This window comes from Novosphingobium sediminicola, assembly GCF_014196525.1.
GTDB classification, from domain to species: domain Bacteria; phylum Pseudomonadota; class Alphaproteobacteria; order Sphingomonadales; family Sphingomonadaceae; genus Novosphingobium; species Novosphingobium sediminicola.
Genome location: NZ_JACIDX010000007.1, coordinates 242,048 through 262,799 on the forward strand (window position 1 = coordinate 242,048; position 20,752 = coordinate 262,799).

A 20,752-nucleotide genomic window follows, 5' to 3' on the forward strand; every position below is an offset into this window, starting at 1 on the left:
GCTCCGCTGATTTCTGACGCGCGGATGCATTTGATCTTGGCGGATGAAACCTAGGCGCAAGATGGGTTTGACAATAGGCGCGGGGGTTCAATACCAGCTATGCCGTTACATGCAGAACGGGATTGCCCGAAGCCTCGGTTTTACCGGAGGCCTGATATTCACCCGGCGGTAGTAGTGGAGCGCAAACCCGCCTGCCATAAGCATGGCCGAGGCCCCGATGCCTCGGGGCGAATAAACAGCCGGTATCGGGGTGAAGGACTGGGGAGAGAAAAATGAGTATGCAGCGCTTTGCCCTGCTGGGATCCACTATGCTTGCCTTGATCGGGGCGCCGGCTCTGGCCGCTGATGCGCCGCCGGCAGGCGCGCCGGAAGTTTCGGCCATTCAGGACATCGTCGTCACCGCCGAACGCCGCGTCAGCAGCACGCAGAAGACCGCGCTTAACATCACCGCGCTGGGGGCCGAGCAACTGGCGTCAAGTGGCGTCCGCGACAGCCGCACCATGCTCGACAGCGTGCCGGGGCTCAAGCTGAGCGTGGCCAATCCCAACGCCTATATCGGTCTCTATGGTCTGGCCAGCGGCGCGGGCACGCAATATGCCGATACGATCATGGCCTTCAACTATGGCGGCGTACCGCTGGCGCGCCAGATTTCGGCCAACAGCGCCTATTACGACCTTGAGCGCGTCGAAATCCTCAAAGGCCCGCAAGGCACGCTCTATGGCCGCAACGCCACGGTGGGCGCGATCAACCTGATCCCGGCGCGGCCCAAGGATGAGCTGGCGGGCGGCGGTTCGATCACGCTGGGCAATTACAACACGCTCAACACCAGCGGTTACATCAACACGCCGATCACCGAAAATCTGGTGGGCCGCGTGGCGTTTCAGACCACGCGCCACGATGGCTATTTCACCAATGGGCTGGATGACGCCAACAACTATGGCCTGCGCGGCAGCCTGTTGTGGAAGCCGAGCGAGAAGCTCTCTGTGCTGCTGTTTGCCGATGCCTATTTCAACCGTTCGCGCGGGCCTTACAGCACGTGGCGCTATTACATGAACGGCACGCAGGAATGGATCGACCCGGCCAACCCGTGGTTCGGCCTTGGCGCGGCGGGCACCTGTTCGAACCAGCTCCTGTGCCCCTCCTTCGCCTCTACCAGCGTGGGCGGCGTCAATGCGGTGTCCAATCCGCAAGGGTTCACCAACACCGGCCCCACCGGCTATGGCGCCACCTCGGTCTATGGTCAGGATGGGCGCAACAATGCCGACCAGTTGATCCTGTCGACCGAAATCACCTATGCGATGCCATGGGCCACGCTGACGGTTCAGCCCTCTTATGTGCATACCAAGATTGATTTCATGACCTATTCCAATGGTCTGAAATTCTGGAATCTGACCTATGCCGATCAGCTCTCGCTGGAGGCGCGCCTGTCCTCGACCGGCAATGGCCCGCTGCGCTGGACGCTGGGCGCTTTCCTGTTCAACGAGGATCAGGACGCCACGCTCAACAATCTGCAAAGCACCGGCTATGCCATCCTGCGCACGCCCAAGCTGAACAATCATAACGTGGCCGTGTTTGGCGATACGACCTATGCGTTGACGCCCAATCTGCGGATCAACGCAGGCATCCGCTATACGCGCGACGGCAAGAGCCAGAACGGCTATACCGTGGCCAGCGGCCTTTCAACCAGCGATGTGACCACGATTGCGGCGGCGGGCGGCACCTGCACCAGCGGGGGTACGCCATCGGCTCCGACCCTGTTCGACGGTCAGTTCTATTTTCCGACCAATTACTGCGTTGTCCCCAATGGCGGCCAGTATCGTGATGGCAACACCAGTTGGAAGGTCGGCGTGGAATTTGATCCGCGCCCCGGCTCGCTGCTCTATGCCACGGCCCGCACCGGTTTTCGCGCGGGCGGCTTTACCGTCGGCACGCAGAACAACTATCGCCCCGAACATCTGACCGCCTATGAAATCGGCTCGAAAAACCGCTTCATGGGGGGCAAGCTGCAACTCAATGCCTCGGCCTTCTACTGGCAGTACAAGGACCAGCAGGTCAGCCAACTTCAGCTCTATTACCTGAACGGCATCGCCATCGGCCAGACCTCCTATCCCTCGAACTTCAACGGCAACCTCTATGGCGCAGAGGTTGATCTTCAGGCCTTTGTCACGCCCAATGACCGCATCGGCATCGATGCGCTGTGGACCAAGGGCAAGTATGACAGCACCCCGCCGGTGGCCACGGTGAACACTTCGGCGCTGGTGTCGCAATATAATCTGGGCCGCAACAATCTGCCGGAATGGACGATTGTGGGCAATTATGAGCATACGTTCCATCTGGCCAATGGCGGGCGATTGGTGGCGGGCGGGCGCGCCCATTATGAAAGCCGCGCGGTGCTGCGCATCATTGACCCGGCGCTGTTGACGCCCGGCGACATTCGCAACGCCTATGCCAAGCTGGACGCGGATCTGACCTGGCATGATGCCAAGGACCGCTTCACCGTGCAGCTCTATGTTCAAAACCTTACCAACAAGGCCGTGGTGGGCGTGGGGTCGAGCGGCCAGACCGCGCTTGGCACGTTCTTTCGTCCGTCGAGCAATGTGGCGGGCGCGCGTTCGGCCACGCTGGACCCGCCGCGCACCTTTGGCCTGCGCCTGACGGGCAAGTTCTAAGCGGCCTATACGTCTGATGCATAAGTGAATTACGGCGCGGGCTGCTATCGCGGCCCGCGCCTTTGCTTGAAGGTGGCGCTCCAAACATGGAGAGCCTGATGCCGCCAGTTATCCCGACTGCCATTCCCCCTCGGCGCCTGATTGCCATTCTGGCGCTGCTGACCGCCTTTGGGCCCTTGGCCACCGACACCTATCTGCCCGCTCTGCCCGATATGCGCGGCGATCTGGGCGGATCGGCTTCGGGCGTGGCGGCCAGCCTGTCGGTGTTCTTCTTTGGCATGGCGGCGGGGCAATTGATCTATGGCCCGATCAGCGACCGTTTCGGGCGCAAGGTCCCGCTGATGATCGGCACGGCGGTGTTCACGCTGGCGGCTTTCGCGGCGTGCTTTGCGCGGGGCATTGAGGCGTTTGTTGCGCTGCGGCTGGTGCAATCGCTGGGGGGCGCCTGCGGGCTGACGCTGGCGCGGGCGGTGGTGCGCGATCTCTATGATGCCGATGAACTGGCCAAAGCCTTTGCCGCGCTCACGCTTATCGGGATGATCACACCCTTGGTCGCGCCGACGCTGGGGGTGGGGATCATCATGCTGGGCGGTTGGCGGGCGATCTTTGCGGTGATGACGGGCATGGGCATCATCACCATGGCCGCCATCGCCTTTGGCCTGCCCGAAACCCTGCCGGTTGACCGGCGCCACGCCGAAATCACGATAGGCGGCGTGATCGGCAATTTCGCCCGGATCATCACGCGCCGGCGCTTCACGCTGCTGGCTATGATGGCGGGATCGGCGGCGGGGACGCTGTTTTCCTTCATCACCGGTTCGGCCGAGGCCTTTATGACCGAGTTTGCCTATACCAAGCCGCAATATACCTTTGTGTTCACCGCGATCACCGTCGCGATGATGGCGGGGGGCGAGGCCAATCGGCGGCTGGTGCGGCATTTTTCCCCGCCTGAACTGCTCCGGTTTGCTTTGACCGCCAATGTCGTGTCGGGGCTGGCGCTGGTGGGCGCGGCGGGTTTCGGGCCGGGGTGGAGCGTGGCGCTGGCCTTGGGGGCGGCGGTGGGGATGCTGGGGCTGATCCTGCCCAACAGCGCGACATTGGCCATCGGCAGCCTGCGCCGCGATGCGGGCAGCGGCTCGTCGCTGCTGGGCGTGATCCAATTCGGGCTGGGCTTTGTCGCGTCGAGCGGCGTGGCATGGTTTCAGAACGGCACGGCCCTGCCCATGGCGTTGGGCGTGGCGGGATGCGCGGTGATGGGGCGGTTGTGCCTGGCGGTGTTGCCCCATGAGGAAAGGCCCGCCTGAGGGGGCGGGCCTTTCGGTATTACAGCGGCATCGGTTTGCCAAGGAAGCCTTCGAAGCGCCCCTGCGGATCATGCTTTTGCCGCAGGGCCTCATATTTGGCCCATGCCTCGTCGGTGTAATAGCGCTGCGGATGGTGCAGCATGTTCTCATCGTTCAACTGCCCGCCCAGCGACAGGTCGGACAAAGCCTTCATCTGCATCGGCGGCCATGCGGCCATCATCGTGTCCTGCGCTTCATCCTCCCACAGCGTATAGGTGCCAAGGAAGATCGGCCCCTGCATCGAAAGCGCCATGTCCTTGGGGAAGGGCTTGCACGGCCCCCATGCGAACCAGAACGTATGCGTATGGGGCGTGGGGAGTTCGAGGAACACTTTGCGCAGGCGCGGCACCAGCACTTCGGTGGGCGCATCGGTGTACATATTATCGGCGGCAAAACGCATCCCTGCAGGGTCGGCCTTGAAGCCGCTCTGATAGCGCTCCTCCAGCGTGGTGGGGACCTTCTCCACCTTGAAATTGGCCTTTTCGCGATGCGGTACGCTGTCGAGCAGCGCCAGCGCCGCATCCGCCTGCGCCTCGTCATCGGTGATGGCGAGGGCCGCGATGGAGATGCGCGCCGGGCATGGCTCGCCCGTCTCGCGCTTGTTGGCCGTGGTGGACATCACCAGTTCGAGATAGGGCGGCACGTGGGGCACGATGTTGCAGGCCCATGTCATCACATCGTCGAACACGGCAGCGGCATTGTCGAAGCTGTAAACCGTGGCTTTCCAATATTTTGGGCGCGGGCGGGCCTGCAAATGCATCCGCACGATCACGCCGAAGAACCCCGCCCCGCCGCCGCGCGCCGCCCACCAGAAATCGCTGTTCTGCGTGGCATCGGCCCGGATCAGCTCGCCATCGGCATTGACCACATCGACTGCCAGCACATGGCGCGCGCCATTGCCCCACAGCCGCGAATTCCAGCCAAACCCGCCATTCAGGCAAAAACCGCCAATACCCGGCGAGGGGTGATGCGCGGTCGGCACCACGAGCCCATGGGGTTCCAAATGCCGGTTGATAACCGATCCGATCATGCCGGGATTGACCCAGAGCGTCTGGGTGGCCGGATCGATGCTGATCTCCTGCATCCGGGCCATGTCGATCAACACGCAATGATCGCGGATGTGTGAGGCCGACCAGCTATGCCCGCCCGACCGCGTGGTGACCTTCAGCCCATGCGCCTTGGCGAATTTGACAGCGGCCACCACGTCCTTGTCGGACAAAGGCTGGACGATGACCTGCGGATAGCGCTTGGGCTTGTTGGCGCGATAGCAGGTCGAACCGCGCGCCACCTCATAGGCTTCGTCGCCCAGCCAATAGACCTTGCCCTCAACGCTCTGGTTCAGCGACAGCTTTTCCGCATCGCTGAGCGGGCGGCCCATGCCGTTGCAGGCGGCCAGCATGCCGGTGGAAAGGGCCCCGGCCAGCGCCTTGATCGCGCCGCGTCGGCCAATGGGTTGCGGGCCTGTAGCAGGCGTGTTCATGCGACAAATCTCCCATCCGGGCGCGGTTCATCCCGCGCTTCCGATATATTCTCTGTAGCGATAATTTCATGGACGAAAAGAGCCAAATCGCCTATGTCAGATCCATAATTCTCGCATATATCTGCGACATAGGGGAGATGGCATGACTGATATTCGCAAATGGGCGGGGCTGTTACTATTGGCCGGGGCCGGGGCGGCATCCGCGCAGGGCACCAAGGGTCAGGACCGCGATCCCTATCTGGCGATGAACCGGCAATTGGTGGCCAATGGCTGCCATTTTTGCCATGGCGCCGATTATGCGCGCGTGGGCCCCGCCATGAAGGATGTGGCCATGGTCTATGCCGGGCAGGGCGCGCAGGGGGCCGCCACGATCAAGGAAAGCATCGCCAAGGGCAGCAAGGGCAAATGGGGGCCCGCCATGATGCCCGCCCAGCATCAGGTGACGCCGCAAAAGGCCGATGCGCTGATTGCCGCCATCCTGGCCCTCGCGCCAAAATCCTGATTGGGCTCAAGCAAAAGGGCCGGTGGGAGCATCCTCCCACCGGCCCTTTTTTTCGCGCCTGCGCCGCGATCAGAAGTTCGCGCGCACGCCCAGCTTATACGACCGGCCCAGCAGATCGTAATTCAGGTTGCGGCTGCCCGCCGTGACGGCGATGGCGGCATATTGCGGGGGCTGGCGGTCGAACAGATTGTTGATGACCGCAAAGAGCTGCACCCCCTTGATCAGCTCCACATGGCCCGAGATATTGGTGTAAACCATGCCGGGCAGGCGGTTGCTGTTGATGCTGTTGGCGTTGGTGTTGAGGTATCCGGCATCACTGGGATCGACCACCTGCGCGCCATTGGTCGCCCCGCCCGTCAGCGTATAGGCGCTGAGCGTGTCATATTTCACGCCGGTAAAGCCGCGCAGTTGCAGATCTACGCCCGATTTGCCGAGGATATAGCTGAGGGTGAGCGTCCCGCTCCATTCGGGCACCCCCTGCGCGGAGCCTGCGGTTTCGAACGGTTCGGGGCGGATCAGCGAAAGGAACTGTTGCAGATGCAGCGCCCGGTTTGCCATGGCGCGCAGTTCGAACCGGCCCGGAATGCCCAGATCAGGCACGCGGTAGCCGACCTCGATGTCAAAACCTTCGGCTTTCAACTGGTTGAGGTTGAGCGAGAGATTGCCCGCCGAAACCAGACCATTGCCCGAATTGCTGAACACGATGCCGGGGCATGACGTCGCCCCGCTGGCCAGCAGCCCGGCGCAGATGCTCTGCGTTTGGGCCGAAGTGGGGCGGGTGATCGCGCCATTGATGCGGATGTTGTAATAATCCACCGCCACGCGCAGCCCCCGCAGCGGCCCGTCCTTGGCCGCCCAGGTAAAGCCGCCGGTGAACGTATCGGCCTTTTCCGGCTTCAGATTGGTGTTGCCGCTGGCATAGATGTTGGTGGTGCCGGTCACGTTATAGCCATAGGTGCCGGGGATATTGTTGGTCGTGCTGGTGGGCAGGGCGCCGCCGATGAAGAACAGGTCGCTCAGATTGGGCGCGCGAATGTCGCGCGACCATGTGGCGCGCAGGCGCAAGCCATCCAGCGGTTGCCACACCGCGCCGCCCTTCCACGTCGTCACCGCGCCGGAAATGGCATAATCGGTGCGCCGCACCGCGCCGTTCACATCCAGCGAGCGCGCGAAGGGCAGGTCTTTCAGCAAGGGCAGGCCGACTTCGAGGAAGCCCTCCTTCACCGTGTTCTTGCCGCCATAGGTGGTGAAATTGCCCACCGAATAGACATTGCCATTGCCCAGCGCATCGCTGGTGACCGACAGCTTGTCCTGACGCCATTCCGCGCCCGCCGCCACCGAAACATCGCCCGCCCACAGGGCAAAGGGCGTACCCGAAATGCTGGCGGACACTACGTCCTTCTGGATCACGGTGTCCTGATGCTGGGTGTTGTAGATGTAATTGAGGGCGGAGGAATTGGTGATCGCGCCAAACGGATTGATCGCAACGCAGGACTTGCCGGTGACGCTCTCGTACAGGCTCAACTGGGTCAGCAGGTTGCTGGTCATGTTCGGATTGCTGGCCGTGCCGTTGCAGCCATAGACCGCCTTATACAGCGCCGAGAGCACAAGGCCGGTGGTGTTGAAATCCTGATGGGTCCAGCCATGCTGGTAATAGGCCTCGGCCTTCCACTTGCCGAAACTGGCCTTGGTGCCCACCACGATGTCATGCATGTCGAGGTTCTGCCATGTCAGATTGCCCCCGCCATTCTCGGTCATGATGCGGCCCACCGAAACATTGGTGCCGGTATATTGCGACTGGACCGAGGTGGGCAGGCTGGAGACGGGAACCTGAAAGCTGACCAGATAGGAGGAGGTCAACTGCGCAGGCATGCTGGTGTGGGCATAGTTCAGCTCGGCATAGACTTTCCACGCATCGGTAATGTCAAACTCGGCGCGGCCATAGGCGACGAGGCGCGAGTTCTTGTTCTGAAGCTGGAAGAAGCGATAGGGGCTGTTGCCGTAATTCGAATTGGTGCCGGTCATCACCGCGCTGGTGCCCGAACCGAACACGGTGCCCTGCGTGAACACCGATGCATTGCCCGCGGCGTCGAACGTGTTGAGCAGGCCCCCGGTGGTCTTGGTGGTGATCAGGCCATAGGGCGTGACATTGGCCAGTTCGACCCCGGTGGTGAACACCTGCGCCGCCATGCCCAGCGAGCTGCGCTGGGCCGCCGAGACGGACAGCAGGCCCTGTTCATCGGAATAGCGCGAATAGATATTGCCCGCGCCCAGCGTCGTGCCCCAATCCAGCCCGGCGATGATATGACCGCGCCCATCGGCAAAGCTGGTGCCGCCCGCCAGATTGATCGCATATTGGCGGCCATCCCCGCGTGAGGTGACGCCGCCTTGCGCGCTGGCGGTGATGCCCTGCATCTGATTTTTCAGCACGAAGTTGACCACGCCCGCCACCGCGTCCGAGCCATAGGCCGCCGAGGCGCCGCCCGTGACCACATCCACGCGGTCGATCAAGCCCACGGGCATCATGTTGGTGTCGAACGAGCCGGAGGCCACCGTGCCGACATGGCGATGGCCATTGACCAGCGTGAGCGTGCGCACATCGCCAAGGCCGCGCAGGTCGGTCAGCGCCTGGACGCCCGATTGCTGATCGGCTACGCGGCCGCTGCCCGATGCCGAACGGCTGGTGCGCACGGCGGGGATTTCATTGACCACATCGGAAATCTGCACCGGCGCGCGCTGGGCGATGGCTTCGGCGTTCAGGGTCTGGACGGGCGTGGGCGAGGAAAAATTGGGATTGGCGAGGCGTGATCCGGTAACGATGATTTCGGCGGCCTTTGCGGCTTCGGGCGCTGTGTCCTGCGCATGGGCCGATGTGGTCATCAGGCCGATCCCGGCCAGAGTGGTGGTGACCATCAGCATGGTGTGATGCTTGGGCATCTTGGAACTCTCCCCTTGGAATTGGGTCGCTTGATGCCGGTGTGTCCCGGCTGCGACTTCGGCATTGGCAATAGAAGGAAAATATTAGCGCGTCGAAGAATAGCAGTTAGCCGGGGAAGCGATGAACTCCCCGGCGCGGCTTTCAAAAGGCGGGCGCACTCAGCGCGGCCTCGGCGGCGCAGCCTTCGGGCGCGGGGGTTCCGGCCTTGGCCAGAGCGCGCAATTCGGCCTGCGCCTGCGCCAGATCACCGGCAAATTCGGGCAGGGCGCGGGCGCGGGCCAGCATGGCCGAGCCAAGATCGCGCCCGCCATGCACCTCGCTGGCCCCGGCAAAGCCGCAGATCGCCGCGCTCTCGCCAAAGGCGCGGGCGCGGGTCATCAGCGCGTCGGTGCGTTCGGGGAGAGCCTCGGCCAGAATGGTGGCGATGGTCCAGCCCCATGCCGCCTGAATCATCGGCGTGCCGCCGGCGGTCTGCAACGGCTTGTCGCCCAGACAGGTCGCGCCCTTTTCAAGCTGATAGGGGCGGGGGCTGGCGCTGCGCGTGGCGTTGATAAGGTCGGTGCGATAGCGCGAGAGCAGCTTGGTCAGCGCAGGCACCCGGTCGGTCAGCGAGAGGCCCGCCGCGCAACTGAAAGCCTTCATCACCCCGCGCCCGGCGTCCGCCTGCGCCAGCGCCCAGCGCGGCGATCCTTCGAGCTTACGCGTCTGGGCAAAGACCGCGCGATCATAGGCTTCGCGCGGCGATCCATGCGTGGGGGCCGGGGCGATGGCGTCGCGGCTGATCCCCAGCGGCGTCAGATAGGCGCGATATTCGGGCGGCAGAGCTGGTCCGGGTTGGGCCAGCGTGGCGCCGCCCCAAGCCAGAGCGGACAGCGCCAGAAGGGCGGCATAGTGGATCGGGTGGCGCATGTTTCTCCCTTTTGTGGATCATTTTCCTTGCCCCTGCTTAGGCAGGAGCAGGCCATGCGCGCCTCACCCTGAATTGGATTTTCAGCTATGCCCAGGATCGATAGGCATTGTAATCCATTATTAAAAACAAAGACTTGTGACTGATCTGTGTCCATCTCCCTGCCTACCCACCCATTTCGCCGCGCAAAACTATGGCTATGCTTTGGCTCGACATTTTGCCGGGCACGGACAGCGATCCGCCGCCCATCAAGGGAGAGAGTGAATGAAAGCATGGTTTGGCCGGATGGCGGCAATGGGGCCAGCAGCAGGCGCGGTCGCTTTGGCTTTGACGGGCGCGCCGGTGATGGCGGCAGGCAAAGCGCCAGCCCCCTGCGGCGTCATGCCCGCCGCCGACAAGGTGGTGGCGCTGAACGAGATCCAGAACCTGATGGGCCGCTATGACCATCAAGGCACGCTGCGCGGCGAAGGCACGCTGGCCGATCTCTTCGCGCTCAACACCGAGGGCGTAAGCTGGCTGACGCCGGGCGGTCCGGTGGGGCTGGAGGCCATGCGCGCCCGCTTTGCCGACCCCGACGAGGATCGCCGCCCCGGTATCCTGCACATGCATTCGATGTTCTCGCCCGTGATCGAGGTGGCGGGCGACGGCCAGACCGCCAAGGGCGTGTGGGACAGTTTCGGCCCCAGTATCAACGGCCCGGACGATATCGGCGCATGGCTGTGGGTCAAATATGCGGTCGATTTCGTGAAGGAGCAGGGCAAGTGGAAGATCTGGCATCTTCAGGTCTTCCCGGTGTTCAACACCAAGTTTTCCACCCCCATCACCCAGACCGCCCGCGACATGGCCGCCCGCCAGCCTGCGCCGGAAGTGGCCGGTGTTTCGGGCCGCGATTCGGCGCGCGCCGGGGCCAATCCGATGCAGGCCCGTCCCGGCTATGCCATGCCCGCCAAGCTGTGGCGCTATGACGGCAAATCCACGCCGCAGGGGCCGTTCATCCCGGTCGCCTACTGCCACTTTGACGCGGCCACGGCCTATACGATCGCCGCCCCGGCCAAATAAGCATTTAGCGCATACCTGAAATACACATCCGGCCTCTAGCGCGCAGGCGGGCGGGGCCGGATGCAACGGGATATGTGCGCATTCAGGAGATTGATGATGAAAAGTTCCATGGTTGGCGTCCTTGCTGCGGCTTTGGCGCTGGGCGTGCCGGGGGCGGCGATGGCCCATCATTCGGCCGCGTCCTTTGACCGGTCCAAGCCGCTGGTGGTGGCCGGAACGCTCAAGGTATTCGAATGGGCCAATCCGCATACGTGGATGACCGTGACCGTGCCCGACGGCAAGGGCGGCAGCGAGGAATGGCGCCTTGAGGGGCCTTCGGTGTCGATTCTGGCCCGCAACGGGTGGAAGAAGGATTCGGTCAAGCCGGGTGAGCAGGTCCGCCTGCTGGTCGCGCCCAATCGCGATGGCAGCAAGGGCGGCGAATTCCTGACCGTGAAGAAGGCTGACGGCACGGTGCTGAAATTCGGCATCGTCTGACCTAAGAACAAGATAAGGAGAGAGGGATGTCGGCTCGATGGAGAAGCCATCGCCGGGCGGGGCTTTGCGCCTGCGCCGCGGCGGTGGGATTGTGGGCGATGCCCGCGATGGCGCAGGTGGGGGCGGCCACGCTGGACGATATTGTCGATGCGCCGCCCCAGTTCAAGGAGGCGCTGTCGGGCGGCAGGATCAAGCCGCAGGCATCGGAACTGACGCGCCAGAACATTCAGGGCGCGCCGCCTTCCAAGGACCCGCGCGATCTGAACGGCATGTATAATTTCCTGCGCGCGCCCGGAGGGCCGGGGGGCGCACCGCGCGCGCCGGGCGGACCACCTCCGGGCGGGCCTCCTGCGGGTGGATTGGCCTCGCCGCGGGTCAGCAATGTTGGCGCGGGGGCCTGCGTCATCAACACTTTCGCCGGGCTGACCTCCTATTCGACTACGATCCTCATCAATGCGCGCCAGGTGCTGTTCCTGATGGAGGAAAACCACCTGCTGCGCTGGGCCACCTTTGCCGATCGGCATGATTCGGCGGCCAAACCGTCCTTTACCGGCGATTCCATCGCACGCTGGGATGGTGACACGCTGGTGATCGACACCACGCAGGTGGCCACGCGCGGCAAGCCCGGCACCGACCATTATGTCGAGCGCATGACCAAGCAGGCCGATGGCAATGTCGCCATTGAACGTTTTCGCGAAACCGATGGGCAACTGACCCCGGTGGAAAAGGTCACGCTGCGCTGGCGGCCCGACCTCCATTATGTCGAAGACATTTGCGAGGACTTTGGCGAAGCATTCGGGATCGGATACCAATGATGGCAAAAGGTATGATGATGGCGCTGGCCCTGCTGGGGGCGGCGGCCCCTGCTGCGGCGCAGGACTGGATCGAAGGCGTGTGGCAGGCGCGCGGCGACGGCATGTTGAAGCCCGCCGACGGCAAGCCGATCCCGCTGAAGCCCGAGGCCGCCAAGGCGTGGAATGCGCAAAAGGCAGCGTTCATGGCGGGCGACCCCAAGGTGGACTTCTCGCGCCGCTGCAAGCCTCCGGGCGAGCCACGCATGATGAGCGATCCCAAGACGCCCTTTGCGGTGATCGTGACCAAGCCGCGCGTACTATTCGCCTATCAGTGGAACCGGCTGGTCCGCATGATCGAGATGGAGCCCCCGCGCGAGGTGATCGGCCCGGTCTATTTCGGCCAGAATGCTGGCCATTGGGAGGGCGACACGCTGGTGGTGGATGTGCAGGCGCTGCACCCCAACACGGGGCTGGACCGCAGCGGATTGCCTCACGGCGAGAGGGCGCGGCTGACCGAGCGTTTCCGCAGCCTTGGGCCCAAGCAGATGGAGGCGACGATCACCATCAATGACCCGGAAACCTATAGCGCCCCCTGGACCGCACGGGTGGTGTTCGATCGCCTGCCGGGGTTGACCGTGAAGGAGGACATCTGTCTCGACCGCGAAAATCTGGCGGGTAAGCTGAAACAATAAGGCGCGAAAGAAAGGGGGCGGTGAGATCAACTCTCACCGCCCCCCTTTTTTATGGCCGTTTCAAAAAGGCCAGCACCGCCCGGTTGAACAGATCGGGCGCCTCCCAATAGGCCGAATGGCCGGTGCCGGGGATCACGGCATAATGGCTGCGCCGCGCATGGCGGCCGGCCTCGCGTTGCAGGGGCGGCGGCACATAAAGGTCCGCGTCTCCCGTCAGCCACAGGATCGGCATGGGCAGGCGCGCGACATCATCCCACAAGACCCCCGCGCGCGGCGGCGCGCCCAGCGGGGCGATGCGCGAATGCTGCTCCAGTTCGACCCAGCGCGCCGCCCCTTGCGGATTGGCGGCGCGATAGGTGGGGGAAAGCTCGCGCACCTCGGCGGGCATGGCGTTGAAGGAGGGCGGGCGCAGCCCTTCGGCCCATGCCTTGAACGCCGGTTCGGCAATGCCCGAAATGCTGTTGGCCATGGTCAGCGAGAGCAGCCTTTCGGGATGGGCAGCGGCAAACTGAATGGCGATGCCTCCCCCCGCCGCCGAGCCGACGAAATGAAACCGCCCGATGTTCAGCGCCTTGGTGATGGTCAGGATGTCAGCATTGGTGCCGGGGTCTGCGCCGGTCACTTCGCTGCGCGCATGTTCGCGGCGCGACCATGCCACCACGCGATAGCCTGCGGCGGCGAAACCGACTCGCTGATGCTCCCAGATCAGCGCGCTGCCCGTGGCCGGATGGGCCAGCAGGATGACCGGGCCTTTGCCGCCGGTGTCGGTGACATAAAGCCGCGCGCCGGGGGCATCGACCATATGTTCGATGATGGCCGGGGCGGCGATGGCGGGCATCGCGGCGACCAGCAGCGCGCCGCCCAGCCCGATAAGGGCCGTGCGGCGGGTGGTATGATGGAGCGCGCTCACAGGAAACCGATCCAGCGACCGGCGATGATGATCGAGGTCCACAGCGAAAGCGACAGCGCGCCCGCGATCCGCGCCGGGGCGGGCGGGGGCAATTGGCGGTCCCATTGATCGACGCTGCGATAGGCGGTCGAATGGAACCACGCCATGTTCAACCCTGCCAGCGCCAGCAGCACCATCTTGGCCTGAAACGGAAACAGGCCCGAATAGCGCACCGCCGCCGAGGCGAACATCAGCCCACCCGTGATCGCGGCCACAACAAAGCAGGCCCATGTCCATGTCAGCGTTTCGCGCGTTAGCGTCAAAACCCCCATGTCGCGCCGGGCAAGGCCCAGCAGGCGCAGATCGACCATCGCAATCGTGCCCAGCACCATCACCAGCGCCAGCACATGGATCACCTCGATGGCGGGAAACATCCATGTGGATTCGGCAATCGCGGAGGCAAAGGGCAGGGCCTCGATGGCCTCAAACAGTTCTTGGAAAGCCATAAAGTCCTCTTATGCATAGGCAATCAGGCGTCCGCAGGCGATGATGCCCACCAGAGCCGTCAGGCAAAGCAGCGCCAGCACCCGCAGGCGGCCGCGCGTTTCAGGCGAAAGATCGGCCAGAGGCTGAGGCGAGGCAGCCCGCGCGATCATCGCGCAAAGCGAGAGGACCACGATCAGCAGCGCCATCTTGATCCAGAAGACATAGCTCATCAATTCGCGTTCCGGTTCGCCGATGATCAGGATGATCCCGCTGATCGCCAGCACCGGCAGCGCCCGCCACACCCATGGCAGATAGCGCCCAAGCAGGGTGTCGAACCCCTCGCTGCTGTTTGCCAGCCCGGCGATGCGCGTGTTGAGCAGCACTGCGCTGGCCATGACGGCGGCGATGGCGATGATATGGATGCTCTGCACAATCGGGATCAGCCAGGAAATGCTCTGGATCGTGATGCTGATTGGCGAGGCGGCGATAATTTCGACAAGGGCGCGCATGGCGTCCATGAACCTCTCCTCTATCTGGCGGCGTTTGACACGCCTTGGATGCAAGGGATCGCCGGAAAAAGGAGAGAGAACAAGACGCAATTAGCGTTTAAGAGAAATACGCCTCAGATACCAACTCCGGTCTTTATCGCCTCATAAAGCGTGGCCACAAAGGCGTCGGCATTATCCGGCCCGCCCGGCTGGACCGAGCGATCATCGGCCAGCAGGCGCATCGCCACCACCTCCTGCTTGCTCTTGCCCGCGGCCACTTCCCGCTTCACCGCATCGCGCACCTTTTCCAGCATGGCGACATAGGCGATCAACTCAGCCCGGTTGGTCAATCCGCCATGGCCGGGCACGACCTTGGTGGCACCATCAATCATGCCGATGGCGCGTCGATAGACCCGCAGATTGCCCTCATACGACCCGCATTTGCACCCGCTCACGCCATCATAGACCGGATATTCGTGGCTGTGATGCAGATCGCCCATCACCAAGACGTTCTGGCGCGGAAAGAAGATCAGCGCGTCGCCATCCATATGCGAAGGCTCAACCGGCAGAAAATCCAGACTTTCCCCCGGAACCGAGACCTTGCTCGCCTTGTCATAGGTGATCGTGGGCCAGCCCGCCTTGTCGATCGGTGGCTGCGTCTCGCCGCGAGGATTGGTCGATGGCTCGCCAATCCGGCGCGCGGCGGCGGAGGTGGAGATGACCTTGGCCCCCATGCCGGCAAACAGCGCATTGGCCCCGGTATGGTCGCGATGCGCATGGGTGTTGACCACGAAGGCCACCGGCTTGGGCGTCACGGCCCGGACCGCCTCGGCCAGTTTGTCGGGGTTGAAAAACAGCGTGTCGACCAGAATGGCGCTCTTGTCGCCCACGGCCAGCACCGCATTCGATCCCGCACTCAGCATCACCAGATCGGCGGTGATCGGCGTGGTCCTGATGGGGGCCATAAAGGGGTTCTGCGCGGCGGCGGGTGAGGCGAGCGCAAGGCCTGCCAAGAGATAGATTGCTTTCATCATCAATCCTTTCAACGCGGAAGCGGGGGTTTTTGCGCGCGCGGGCGGCGGCCGTTTTCCGCCGAGGGCACCAGCGCGGCAATGCGATCGTCCCCCTTGGGCGGCACGCCGGGGGCGGGCACGCATTTGCTGCCATCGGTCGGACATGGCATTTTCTCCCCCGGCGCGGGCGTGGCCAGAGGGTTTACGCCAAAGGTCATGGTCGCCACATAGCGGTCGGCTTCTTCTTTCACCTGGGCCACGGCATTGCGGGTGGCCTCGGCCATGATCCAGTCGGTGACATTGATCGTGTCGCGCAGCAGGGGCCGCTTATAGTCCGGCACATTCAAATAGATCCACTCATTGAGCGCATCGGGAAAGAAGATCTGGCTGGTTAGGCGGGTGCGGCCGCCGATATAGATTTTGAAGTGGATATGGGCGGTGCGCCCGCGATACCATCCCGGATAGATCGTGTTGAATGTGACCCATCCGGCCTCATCACTCATCTGCGTTCCGCGCAGGAAAGTCTCGCCCGGTGTGGCAATGTCGAGATCGTCTCCCTGATTGGGAAAGTCGGAATAGATGCCCTGTGCGTCGGCCTGCCATGCATCGACCCGCGCGCCTTTGACCGGGCGGCATTGCGCATCGACCACCCGCACGCGCAGTTCCAGCGGGATGCCCTTTCTGCCCTCGGTGATGTCGCGGCGGATGATGGGTTTGTCTTCGTAATAGGGGCCATCGACCGTATCGGGGTGGATCAGGCAAATATTATCAGGCGCAGCATTTTTCGGCGTCGGCGCGGCGCGCGCCATGGATACGGCGCCCGCGCCGATAATGCCGGTGGCGATAACGCCCCGGCGCGACAAAGATGTCGGCATGGAAGAACTCCTGAAAAGAAAGGTTTAGGTGTCTCGGCCCGGCCACATGCGGCGCAGCACCGGATCGCGGTCGACCAGATGATGCTTGACCACCGCCCCCACATGCAGCGCGATCAGCGCGGGCAAGATCCAGCTCGCCAGCGCACCGTGCACCGCCACCAGCGTGTCATGCCACCACAGCACATCGGCAGCGGGCAGCGAGGGGAACACCGGGAAATGGGGAAAGGCGAAAAGGCCGAAAAACATCAGCTTGCCCTTCTGGATCTTATGCGCGGACAGCACGAGCCAGCCCGAAAAAGGCACAGCGACCATCAGCGCATAAAGCCCCACATGGCCCAGCGAGGCGGCGATGTGCTCCCACGTGGGCATGGCGGGATTGTGCGGGGGCGGGCGATGGGTGATCCGCCACACAATGCGCGGAACGATCAATATCAGAGCCGACAGCCCCAGCGATATATGCAACGGCAGCAGCGGCTTTGGCGAATATTTCTGGCCCGGCATGGCCTCGGGGAAGGTCCATCCTGTGATGATATTGGCCAACAGGATCGCGGCCATCAACCAATGCAGGCCCATCGCGATACGCGAATAGCGGCGCGAATAAGCCCCATGATCTGATGCTGTGTTGAAGGGTGCCGCCATCTTGGTCCTCACATCTGGCCTTCTTTTGTGTCGGGCCGATAATGACTTGCGCGATGATAGCCAAAGGCGATCCCGGCTGCATCCATCATTATGCGCATATCAGCTTGCTATGGTTCGGCAGGTGCATTATATTAGCGTCATAAAGAATAAATGGAGCCTGAAAACAGGCATCCGCTGCTTTCCGGCAAAGCCCGGGGGCGGGGAATGGGAGAAAGAACATGGATTTTGAGCGGTGGAAACTGTTCCTCAAGGTGGCCGAAATGGGCAGCCTGTCCAAAGTCGCGGTGGTGATGAAGCGGCGGCAACCCGTGGTCAGCCGCCATATCAACGCGCTGGAGATCGAATGCGGATGCACGCTGTTTTACCGCACCGGGCGCGGCGTGGCGCTGACCGAGGTGGGCGAGGCGATCCTACCGCGCGTGCAAACGATGGTGCGCGAATCCGAACAGATCATGATGGATATCAAGGGGCAGGCGGGCGTGCCGGTCGGTGCGGTTTCGGTGGGCCTCTTGCCTTCGGTACGGATCGCTTCGGAATTTTTGGGCGCGGCGCTTGAGAAATTTCCGCAAGTCACGCTGCATCTGACCGAGGCGGCGGGCGGGCAACTGGCCGAACAGGTGGCTATGGGGCGCATTGATCTGGCGCTGGTGCTGCGCGAACCCGGCGCGCTCAGCCCGAGCGATGAGGCGCTGGTGACGCTGCCGCTTTGCGTGGTGGGGCCTCCGGGCGATCCGATCACCAGCCAGCGCGAGATCGCCTTGGCGCAGGTGCAGGGCCTGCCGCTGATCCAGGCCAAGCCGCCAAACGTTTTGCGCATGCATATCGAACAGGCCGCCCGCCGCGCCGGGGTCAACCTGACCTATGGCCCGCAGATCGACGCGCTGGCCACGCAGAAACAGGTGATCGCCAAGGGCATGGGATACACCATTACCACCCGCATGGCGGTGCGCGAGGATGTGGCGGCGGGGCTGCTGTCCGCCGCCGACATCATCGACCCGCGCATGGATCTGATGCTGGTTCTGGTGCGTTCCAACCAGCGTCCCGCCACCCTTGCCATCCGCAAGATCGCCCGCCTTCTGGCAGAGGAAGTGCGCCGTTTGCCGGAGGTTTACGGCGATGATGAATCCCCCTCCTTCGTGCCGCTGACGGTGCAATAAGCATCGCGCCGCCGGGCCGCCGCTCCCTCTCGGGCGGCCCGGTGGAAAGCTGATATACGCCCAGCGCAACTGGCCCTCTCAATCCTGTCCGCTAGAATTTGCCTGAGTTTATAGGGTCCGGGTGCGTCGTTTCAAGGACGCACCCCATAGCAGACGGGAAGAGAATGTATGGGGAGGTCCATCCTTGTGGTGGGTGGGGGCATCGGCGGCATGGCTGCCGCGCTGGCCCTGCACCGTGCCGGTCAGGCCGTGGAATTGATCGAGAGCGATCCCGCATGGAACGCGCTGGGGGCGGGGTTGACGCTCAATGGCGGGGCCTTACGGGCCTTTGCCGATCTGGGAATGCTGGAGCCGGTGCTGGAGGCCGGGTTCGCCTCGGTGGGGCCGGTGCGGGCGTGCGATGCCGATGGCAATGTCCTCTCGCAAGGGGCCAGCACGCCGATGTTTGGCGAGGGCATTCCCAATATGGGCGGCATCCTGCGTCCGCGCCTGCATGGCGTGATGCGCCGCGCGATTGAAGCGGCCGGGATCAAGGTCCGCACCGGCCTTTCCGCCGAAAGCTATGCCGAGGCCGAGGACCATATCCGTGTGACCGCCAGCGATGGGGCCAGCGCCGAGCATCGCTTTGTCGTGGCCGCCGATGGGCTGTTTTCACGCACCCGCGCTGCGCTGTTCCCCGATCTGCCCGGCCCGGCCTTTACCGGTCAGGGATGCTGGCGCGCGGTGGTGTCGCGTCCGGCCGATGTGACGGCCACGTGGGTCTATTCCGCGCAATATGCCAAGGCGGGCTTCAACCCGATCTCGCAGGATCTGATGTATCTCTACCTGCTGGAATCGGCGCCGGGCAATCCGTGGATCGACGCGGCCGACTGGCTGCCTCTGCTCAAAGAACGCCTGTCGCGTTTCGGCGGCCATTTCCGCGCGATTGTCGAGGAATTGAGCGAGCAGTCGCTGATTAATTACCGCCCGCTGGAATCGATCCTGATGCCCCGGCCATGGCACAAGGGGCGCGTGCTGATCGTGGGCGATGCGGCCCATGCCACTACGCCCCATATCGGCTATGGCGCGGGCATGGCCATCGAGGATGCGGTGGTGCTGGGCCAGATGGTCGGGCGTTATGAGGGTACCGCCGCGCTGTTTACCGATTTCACGCAGAGGCGGTTTGAGCGTTGCCGCACGATCCTTGAAGGTTCGGTGGCCATCGGGCAGATGGAGATGGATGACGCGCCCTTTGCTGACCAGCGCGCCTTGAGCGCCAGCCTTGGCGCGGCCATTCGGGAGCCGATCTGATGGGGCAGGAATTGTGGTTTCACCATGTCGGGGTTTCCGTGGCGGATATGGATGCCTCGATTGCGTGGTGGCGCGATTGTTTGGGTTTTGTGCAATTGCGGCGTTATGTGATTGAAAGCATTCCGGCCGAAGTGGCTGTGCTGGGCAATGGGGCGCTGCATGTCGAATTGCTGTGTCGCCCCGATGCGCGGGCTGCGGATGCCGAAAGGCGCATCCCCGACGATGATCTGAAAACCCATGGCACCAAGCATGTCGCCTTCAGCGTCGAGGATGTGCGCGGATTTATCGCCACGATTGCCGCGCGCGGGGTCGATGTGGTCTGGCTCAAGGAATTTCCCGATGGCCGCGCTGCCAGCTTCATCCGCGACAATGAGGGTAATCTGATCGAATTCGTGCAATGGCCCAAAGTGGCCGATCCGAGGGCGGAAATCGCCTGATGGCGGGGCCGGGGGGATGCCCCGGCCTTGTCTCATTCGGGAAAGGCGAAAGCCTCGCCAGGCACCGGGGTGCGCGCGGTGTTCAGCACCATGGCCAGCAATGTGTAATAGCCGCAAAGCCCGGTCAGCTCGACCGCCCCGCTTTCGCCCAGCAGCGCCGTGGCGCGCGCCCAAGTCGCGTCCGAGACGAATTGGTCGTGGTGAAGCTGGGTGATGAAGTCCCAGATCACCGCCTCGTCCTCTGCCATATCGGGCCTCTCCCCATCGCGCAGCGCGGCCAGCGCCGCCCGCGCCACGCCCGCCTCATGGGCAAGCCTTGCATGGGCGTGCCATTCATAGGGCTGGCGCCAGAGGCGGGCGATGATGCAGATCGCCCATTCGCGCAGGCGCACCGGAACGCTGCACCGATAGCGCAGAAATGCGCCCAATTGCTGCGACAGGTCCATCAGTTCGGGGCTGCGCATCAGCGGCACGAAGGGGCCGCGCACCTCTCCGCGCGGCGATGCGATCAGCGCTGCGGCGGCCTGCGCCTGTGCGGGCGTGTAATCGGCCGGGTCCTGTTTGGGCAGGCGGTCGGGGCCGAGCGGCCAGAGGATGGGGGAAAATTCAGGCTTGGCCAA

The 20,752-nt window shown here is 63.5% G+C and carries 20 protein-coding genes; 10 read left to right on the forward strand and 10 right to left on the reverse strand.

What is annotated here, in order from left to right; all coding sequences use genetic code 11:
* The first annotated feature begins 272 nt into the window (after positions 1-272).
* On the forward strand, positions 273-2,669 hold the full coding sequence (locus tag GGR38_RS10950; protein WP_183625387.1) for a TonB-dependent receptor: 2,397 nt from the start codon (positions 273-275) through the stop codon (positions 2,667-2,669).
* Positions 2,670-2,767: 98 nt separating this feature from the next.
* On the forward strand, positions 2,768-3,970 hold the full coding sequence (locus tag GGR38_RS10955) for a multidrug effflux MFS transporter (RefSeq protein ID WP_183625389.1): 1,203 nt from the start codon (positions 2,768-2,770) through the stop codon (positions 3,968-3,970).
* A gap of 19 nt (positions 3,971-3,989) precedes the next feature.
* Here the strand turns inward: GGR38_RS10955 and GGR38_RS10960 are convergent, their stop codons facing one another.
* Entirely contained in the window at positions 3,990-5,489 is a 1,500-nt protein-coding gene (locus GGR38_RS10960) for an FAD-binding oxidoreductase (RefSeq protein WP_183625391.1), read from the reverse strand.
* 142 nt (positions 5,490-5,631) lie between these two features.
* On the opposite strand from GGR38_RS10960, the gene GGR38_RS10965 reads away from it, so the two are divergent.
* A complete protein-coding gene (locus GGR38_RS10965; RefSeq protein WP_221227070.1) occupies positions 5,632-5,991 on the forward strand; it encodes a c-type cytochrome in 360 nt (119 codons plus the stop codon).
* 69 nt (positions 5,992-6,060) lie between these two features.
* On the opposite strand, the gene GGR38_RS10970 is transcribed toward GGR38_RS10965, so the two are convergent.
* Entirely contained in the window at positions 6,061-8,928 is a 2,868-nt protein-coding gene (locus GGR38_RS10970) for a TonB-dependent receptor plug domain-containing protein (RefSeq protein ID WP_183625393.1), read from the reverse strand.
* A gap of 142 nt (positions 8,929-9,070) precedes the next feature.
* Positions 9,071-9,838, reverse strand: coding sequence for a phosphatase PAP2 family protein (locus GGR38_RS10975; RefSeq protein ID WP_183625395.1), 768 nt, complete (start codon positions 9,836-9,838; stop codon positions 9,071-9,073).
* 262 nt (positions 9,839-10,100) lie between these two features.
* Between GGR38_RS10975 and GGR38_RS10980 the strand changes: the two genes are divergently transcribed.
* The 4 genes from GGR38_RS10980 (at position 10,101) to GGR38_RS10995 (ending at position 12,858) form a co-directional block, all read left to right on the forward strand.
* Positions 10,101-10,895 carry a nuclear transport factor 2 family protein gene (locus tag GGR38_RS10980; protein WP_183625397.1) on the forward strand — a complete coding sequence of 265 codons (795 nt, stop codon included), beginning with the start codon at positions 10,101-10,103 and terminating at the stop codon, positions 10,893-10,895.
* A gap of 96 nt (positions 10,896-10,991) precedes the next feature.
* Positions 10,992-11,372, forward strand: a complete 381-nt coding sequence (locus GGR38_RS10985) for a DUF6152 family protein (RefSeq protein WP_183625399.1) — start codon at positions 10,992-10,994, stop codon at positions 11,370-11,372.
* A 26-nt stretch (positions 11,373-11,398) separates the two neighbouring features.
* Positions 11,399-12,187, forward strand: coding sequence for a hypothetical protein (locus GGR38_RS10990; protein ID WP_183625401.1), 789 nt, complete (start codon positions 11,399-11,401; stop codon positions 12,185-12,187).
* Positions 12,184-12,858: a hypothetical protein gene (locus tag GGR38_RS10995; RefSeq protein ID WP_183625403.1), complete on the forward strand. Its 675-nt coding sequence runs from the start codon at positions 12,184-12,186 to the stop codon at positions 12,856-12,858. The genes GGR38_RS10990 and GGR38_RS10995 overlap by 4 nt, the downstream gene beginning before the upstream one ends.
* A gap of 49 nt (positions 12,859-12,907) precedes the next feature.
* Here GGR38_RS10995 and GGR38_RS11000 read toward each other — a convergent pair whose 3' ends face one another.
* The 6 genes from GGR38_RS11000 to GGR38_RS11025 form a co-directional block, all read right to left on the reverse strand.
* Positions 12,908-13,768, reverse strand: a complete 861-nt coding sequence (locus GGR38_RS11000) for an alpha/beta fold hydrolase (RefSeq protein WP_183625405.1) — start codon at positions 13,766-13,768, stop codon at positions 12,908-12,910.
* Entirely contained in the window at positions 13,765-14,253 is a 489-nt protein-coding gene (locus GGR38_RS11005; RefSeq protein WP_183625407.1) for a DUF6644 family protein, read from the reverse strand. The genes GGR38_RS11000 and GGR38_RS11005 overlap by 4 nt, the downstream gene beginning before the upstream one ends.
* A gap of 9 nt (positions 14,254-14,262) precedes the next feature.
* Positions 14,263-14,751, reverse strand: coding sequence for a hypothetical protein (locus tag GGR38_RS11010; protein ID WP_183625409.1), 489 nt, complete (start codon positions 14,749-14,751; stop codon positions 14,263-14,265).
* 104 nt (positions 14,752-14,855) lie between these two features.
* Entirely contained in the window at positions 14,856-15,752 is an 897-nt protein-coding gene (locus GGR38_RS11015; protein WP_183625411.1) for an MBL fold metallo-hydrolase, read from the reverse strand.
* An 11-nt stretch (positions 15,753-15,763) separates the two neighbouring features.
* A complete protein-coding gene (locus GGR38_RS11020; RefSeq protein ID WP_183625413.1) occupies positions 15,764-16,609 on the reverse strand; it encodes a dioxygenase family protein in 846 nt (281 codons plus the stop codon).
* Between the two features lie 24 nt (positions 16,610-16,633).
* Positions 16,634-17,260, reverse strand: coding sequence for a cytochrome b/b6 domain-containing protein (locus tag GGR38_RS11025; protein ID WP_183625415.1), 627 nt, complete (start codon positions 17,258-17,260; stop codon positions 16,634-16,636).
* A 206-nt stretch (positions 17,261-17,466) separates the two neighbouring features.
* Here GGR38_RS11025 and GGR38_RS11030 point away from each other — a divergent pair, with 206 nt between their 5' ends.
* The 3 genes from GGR38_RS11030 (at position 17,467) to GGR38_RS11040 (ending at position 20,132) form a co-directional block, all read left to right on the forward strand.
* A complete protein-coding gene (locus tag GGR38_RS11030) occupies positions 17,467-18,405 on the forward strand; it encodes a LysR family transcriptional regulator (protein WP_183625417.1) in 939 nt (312 codons plus the stop codon).
* Positions 18,406-18,573: 168 nt separating this feature from the next.
* The gene (locus GGR38_RS11035; protein ID WP_183625419.1) at positions 18,574-19,695 is read left to right on the forward strand and encodes an FAD-dependent monooxygenase; all 1,122 of its coding nucleotides are present in this window, start codon (positions 18,574-18,576) and stop codon (positions 19,693-19,695) included.
* Positions 19,695-20,132, forward strand: a complete 438-nt coding sequence (locus GGR38_RS11040; RefSeq protein ID WP_183625421.1) for a VOC family protein — start codon at positions 19,695-19,697, stop codon at positions 20,130-20,132. The genes GGR38_RS11035 and GGR38_RS11040 overlap by 1 nt, the downstream gene beginning before the upstream one ends.
* Before the next feature lie 32 nt (positions 20,133-20,164).
* Here the strand turns inward: GGR38_RS11040 and GGR38_RS11045 are convergent, their stop codons facing one another.
* A complete protein-coding gene (locus tag GGR38_RS11045; protein WP_221227071.1) occupies positions 20,165-20,752 on the reverse strand; it encodes a carboxymuconolactone decarboxylase family protein in 588 nt (195 codons plus the stop codon).

Bases quoted from the DNA above. Each gene is read 5' to 3' on its own strand.
- GGR38_RS10950 (WP_183625387.1), top strand. From the start codon at position 273: ATGAGTATGCAGCGCTTTGCCCTGCTGGGATCCACTATGCTTGCCTTG.
- GGR38_RS10995 (WP_183625403.1), top strand. From the start codon at position 12,184: ATGATGGCAAAAGGTATGATGATGGCGCTGGCCCTGCTGGGGGCGGCG.
- GGR38_RS11005 (WP_183625407.1), bottom strand. From the start codon at position 14,253: ATGGCTTTCCAAGAACTGTTTGAGGCCATCGAGGCCCTGCCCTTTGCC.
- GGR38_RS10965 (WP_221227070.1), top strand. From the start codon at position 5,632: ATGACTGATATTCGCAAATGGGCGGGGCTGTTACTATTGGCCGGGGCC.
- GGR38_RS11040 (WP_183625421.1), top strand. From the start codon at position 19,695: ATGGGGCAGGAATTGTGGTTTCACCATGTCGGGGTTTCCGTGGCGGAT.
- GGR38_RS11030 (WP_183625417.1), top strand. From the start codon at position 17,467: ATGGATTTTGAGCGGTGGAAACTGTTCCTCAAGGTGGCCGAAATGGGC.
- GGR38_RS10960 (WP_183625391.1), bottom strand. From the start codon at position 5,489: ATGAACACGCCTGCTACAGGCCCGCAACCCATTGGCCGACGCGGCGCG.
- GGR38_RS10955 (WP_183625389.1), top strand. From the start codon at position 2,768: ATGCCGCCAGTTATCCCGACTGCCATTCCCCCTCGGCGCCTGATTGCC.
- GGR38_RS10975 (WP_183625395.1), bottom strand. From the start codon at position 9,838: ATGCGCCACCCGATCCACTATGCCGCCCTTCTGGCGCTGTCCGCTCTG.
- GGR38_RS11035 (WP_183625419.1), top strand. From the start codon at position 18,574: ATGGGGAGGTCCATCCTTGTGGTGGGTGGGGGCATCGGCGGCATGGCT.
- GGR38_RS11010 (WP_183625409.1), bottom strand. From the start codon at position 14,751: ATGGACGCCATGCGCGCCCTTGTCGAAATTATCGCCGCCTCGCCAATC.
- GGR38_RS10990 (WP_183625401.1), top strand. From the start codon at position 11,399: ATGTCGGCTCGATGGAGAAGCCATCGCCGGGCGGGGCTTTGCGCCTGC.
- GGR38_RS11020 (WP_183625413.1), bottom strand. From the start codon at position 16,609: ATGCCGACATCTTTGTCGCGCCGGGGCGTTATCGCCACCGGCATTATC.
- GGR38_RS11015 (WP_183625411.1), bottom strand. From the start codon at position 15,752: ATGAAAGCAATCTATCTCTTGGCAGGCCTTGCGCTCGCCTCACCCGCC.
- GGR38_RS10985 (WP_183625399.1), top strand. From the start codon at position 10,992: ATGAAAAGTTCCATGGTTGGCGTCCTTGCTGCGGCTTTGGCGCTGGGC.
- GGR38_RS10970 (WP_183625393.1), bottom strand. From the start codon at position 8,928: ATGCCCAAGCATCACACCATGCTGATGGTCACCACCACTCTGGCCGGG.
- GGR38_RS10980 (WP_183625397.1), top strand. From the start codon at position 10,101: ATGAAAGCATGGTTTGGCCGGATGGCGGCAATGGGGCCAGCAGCAGGC.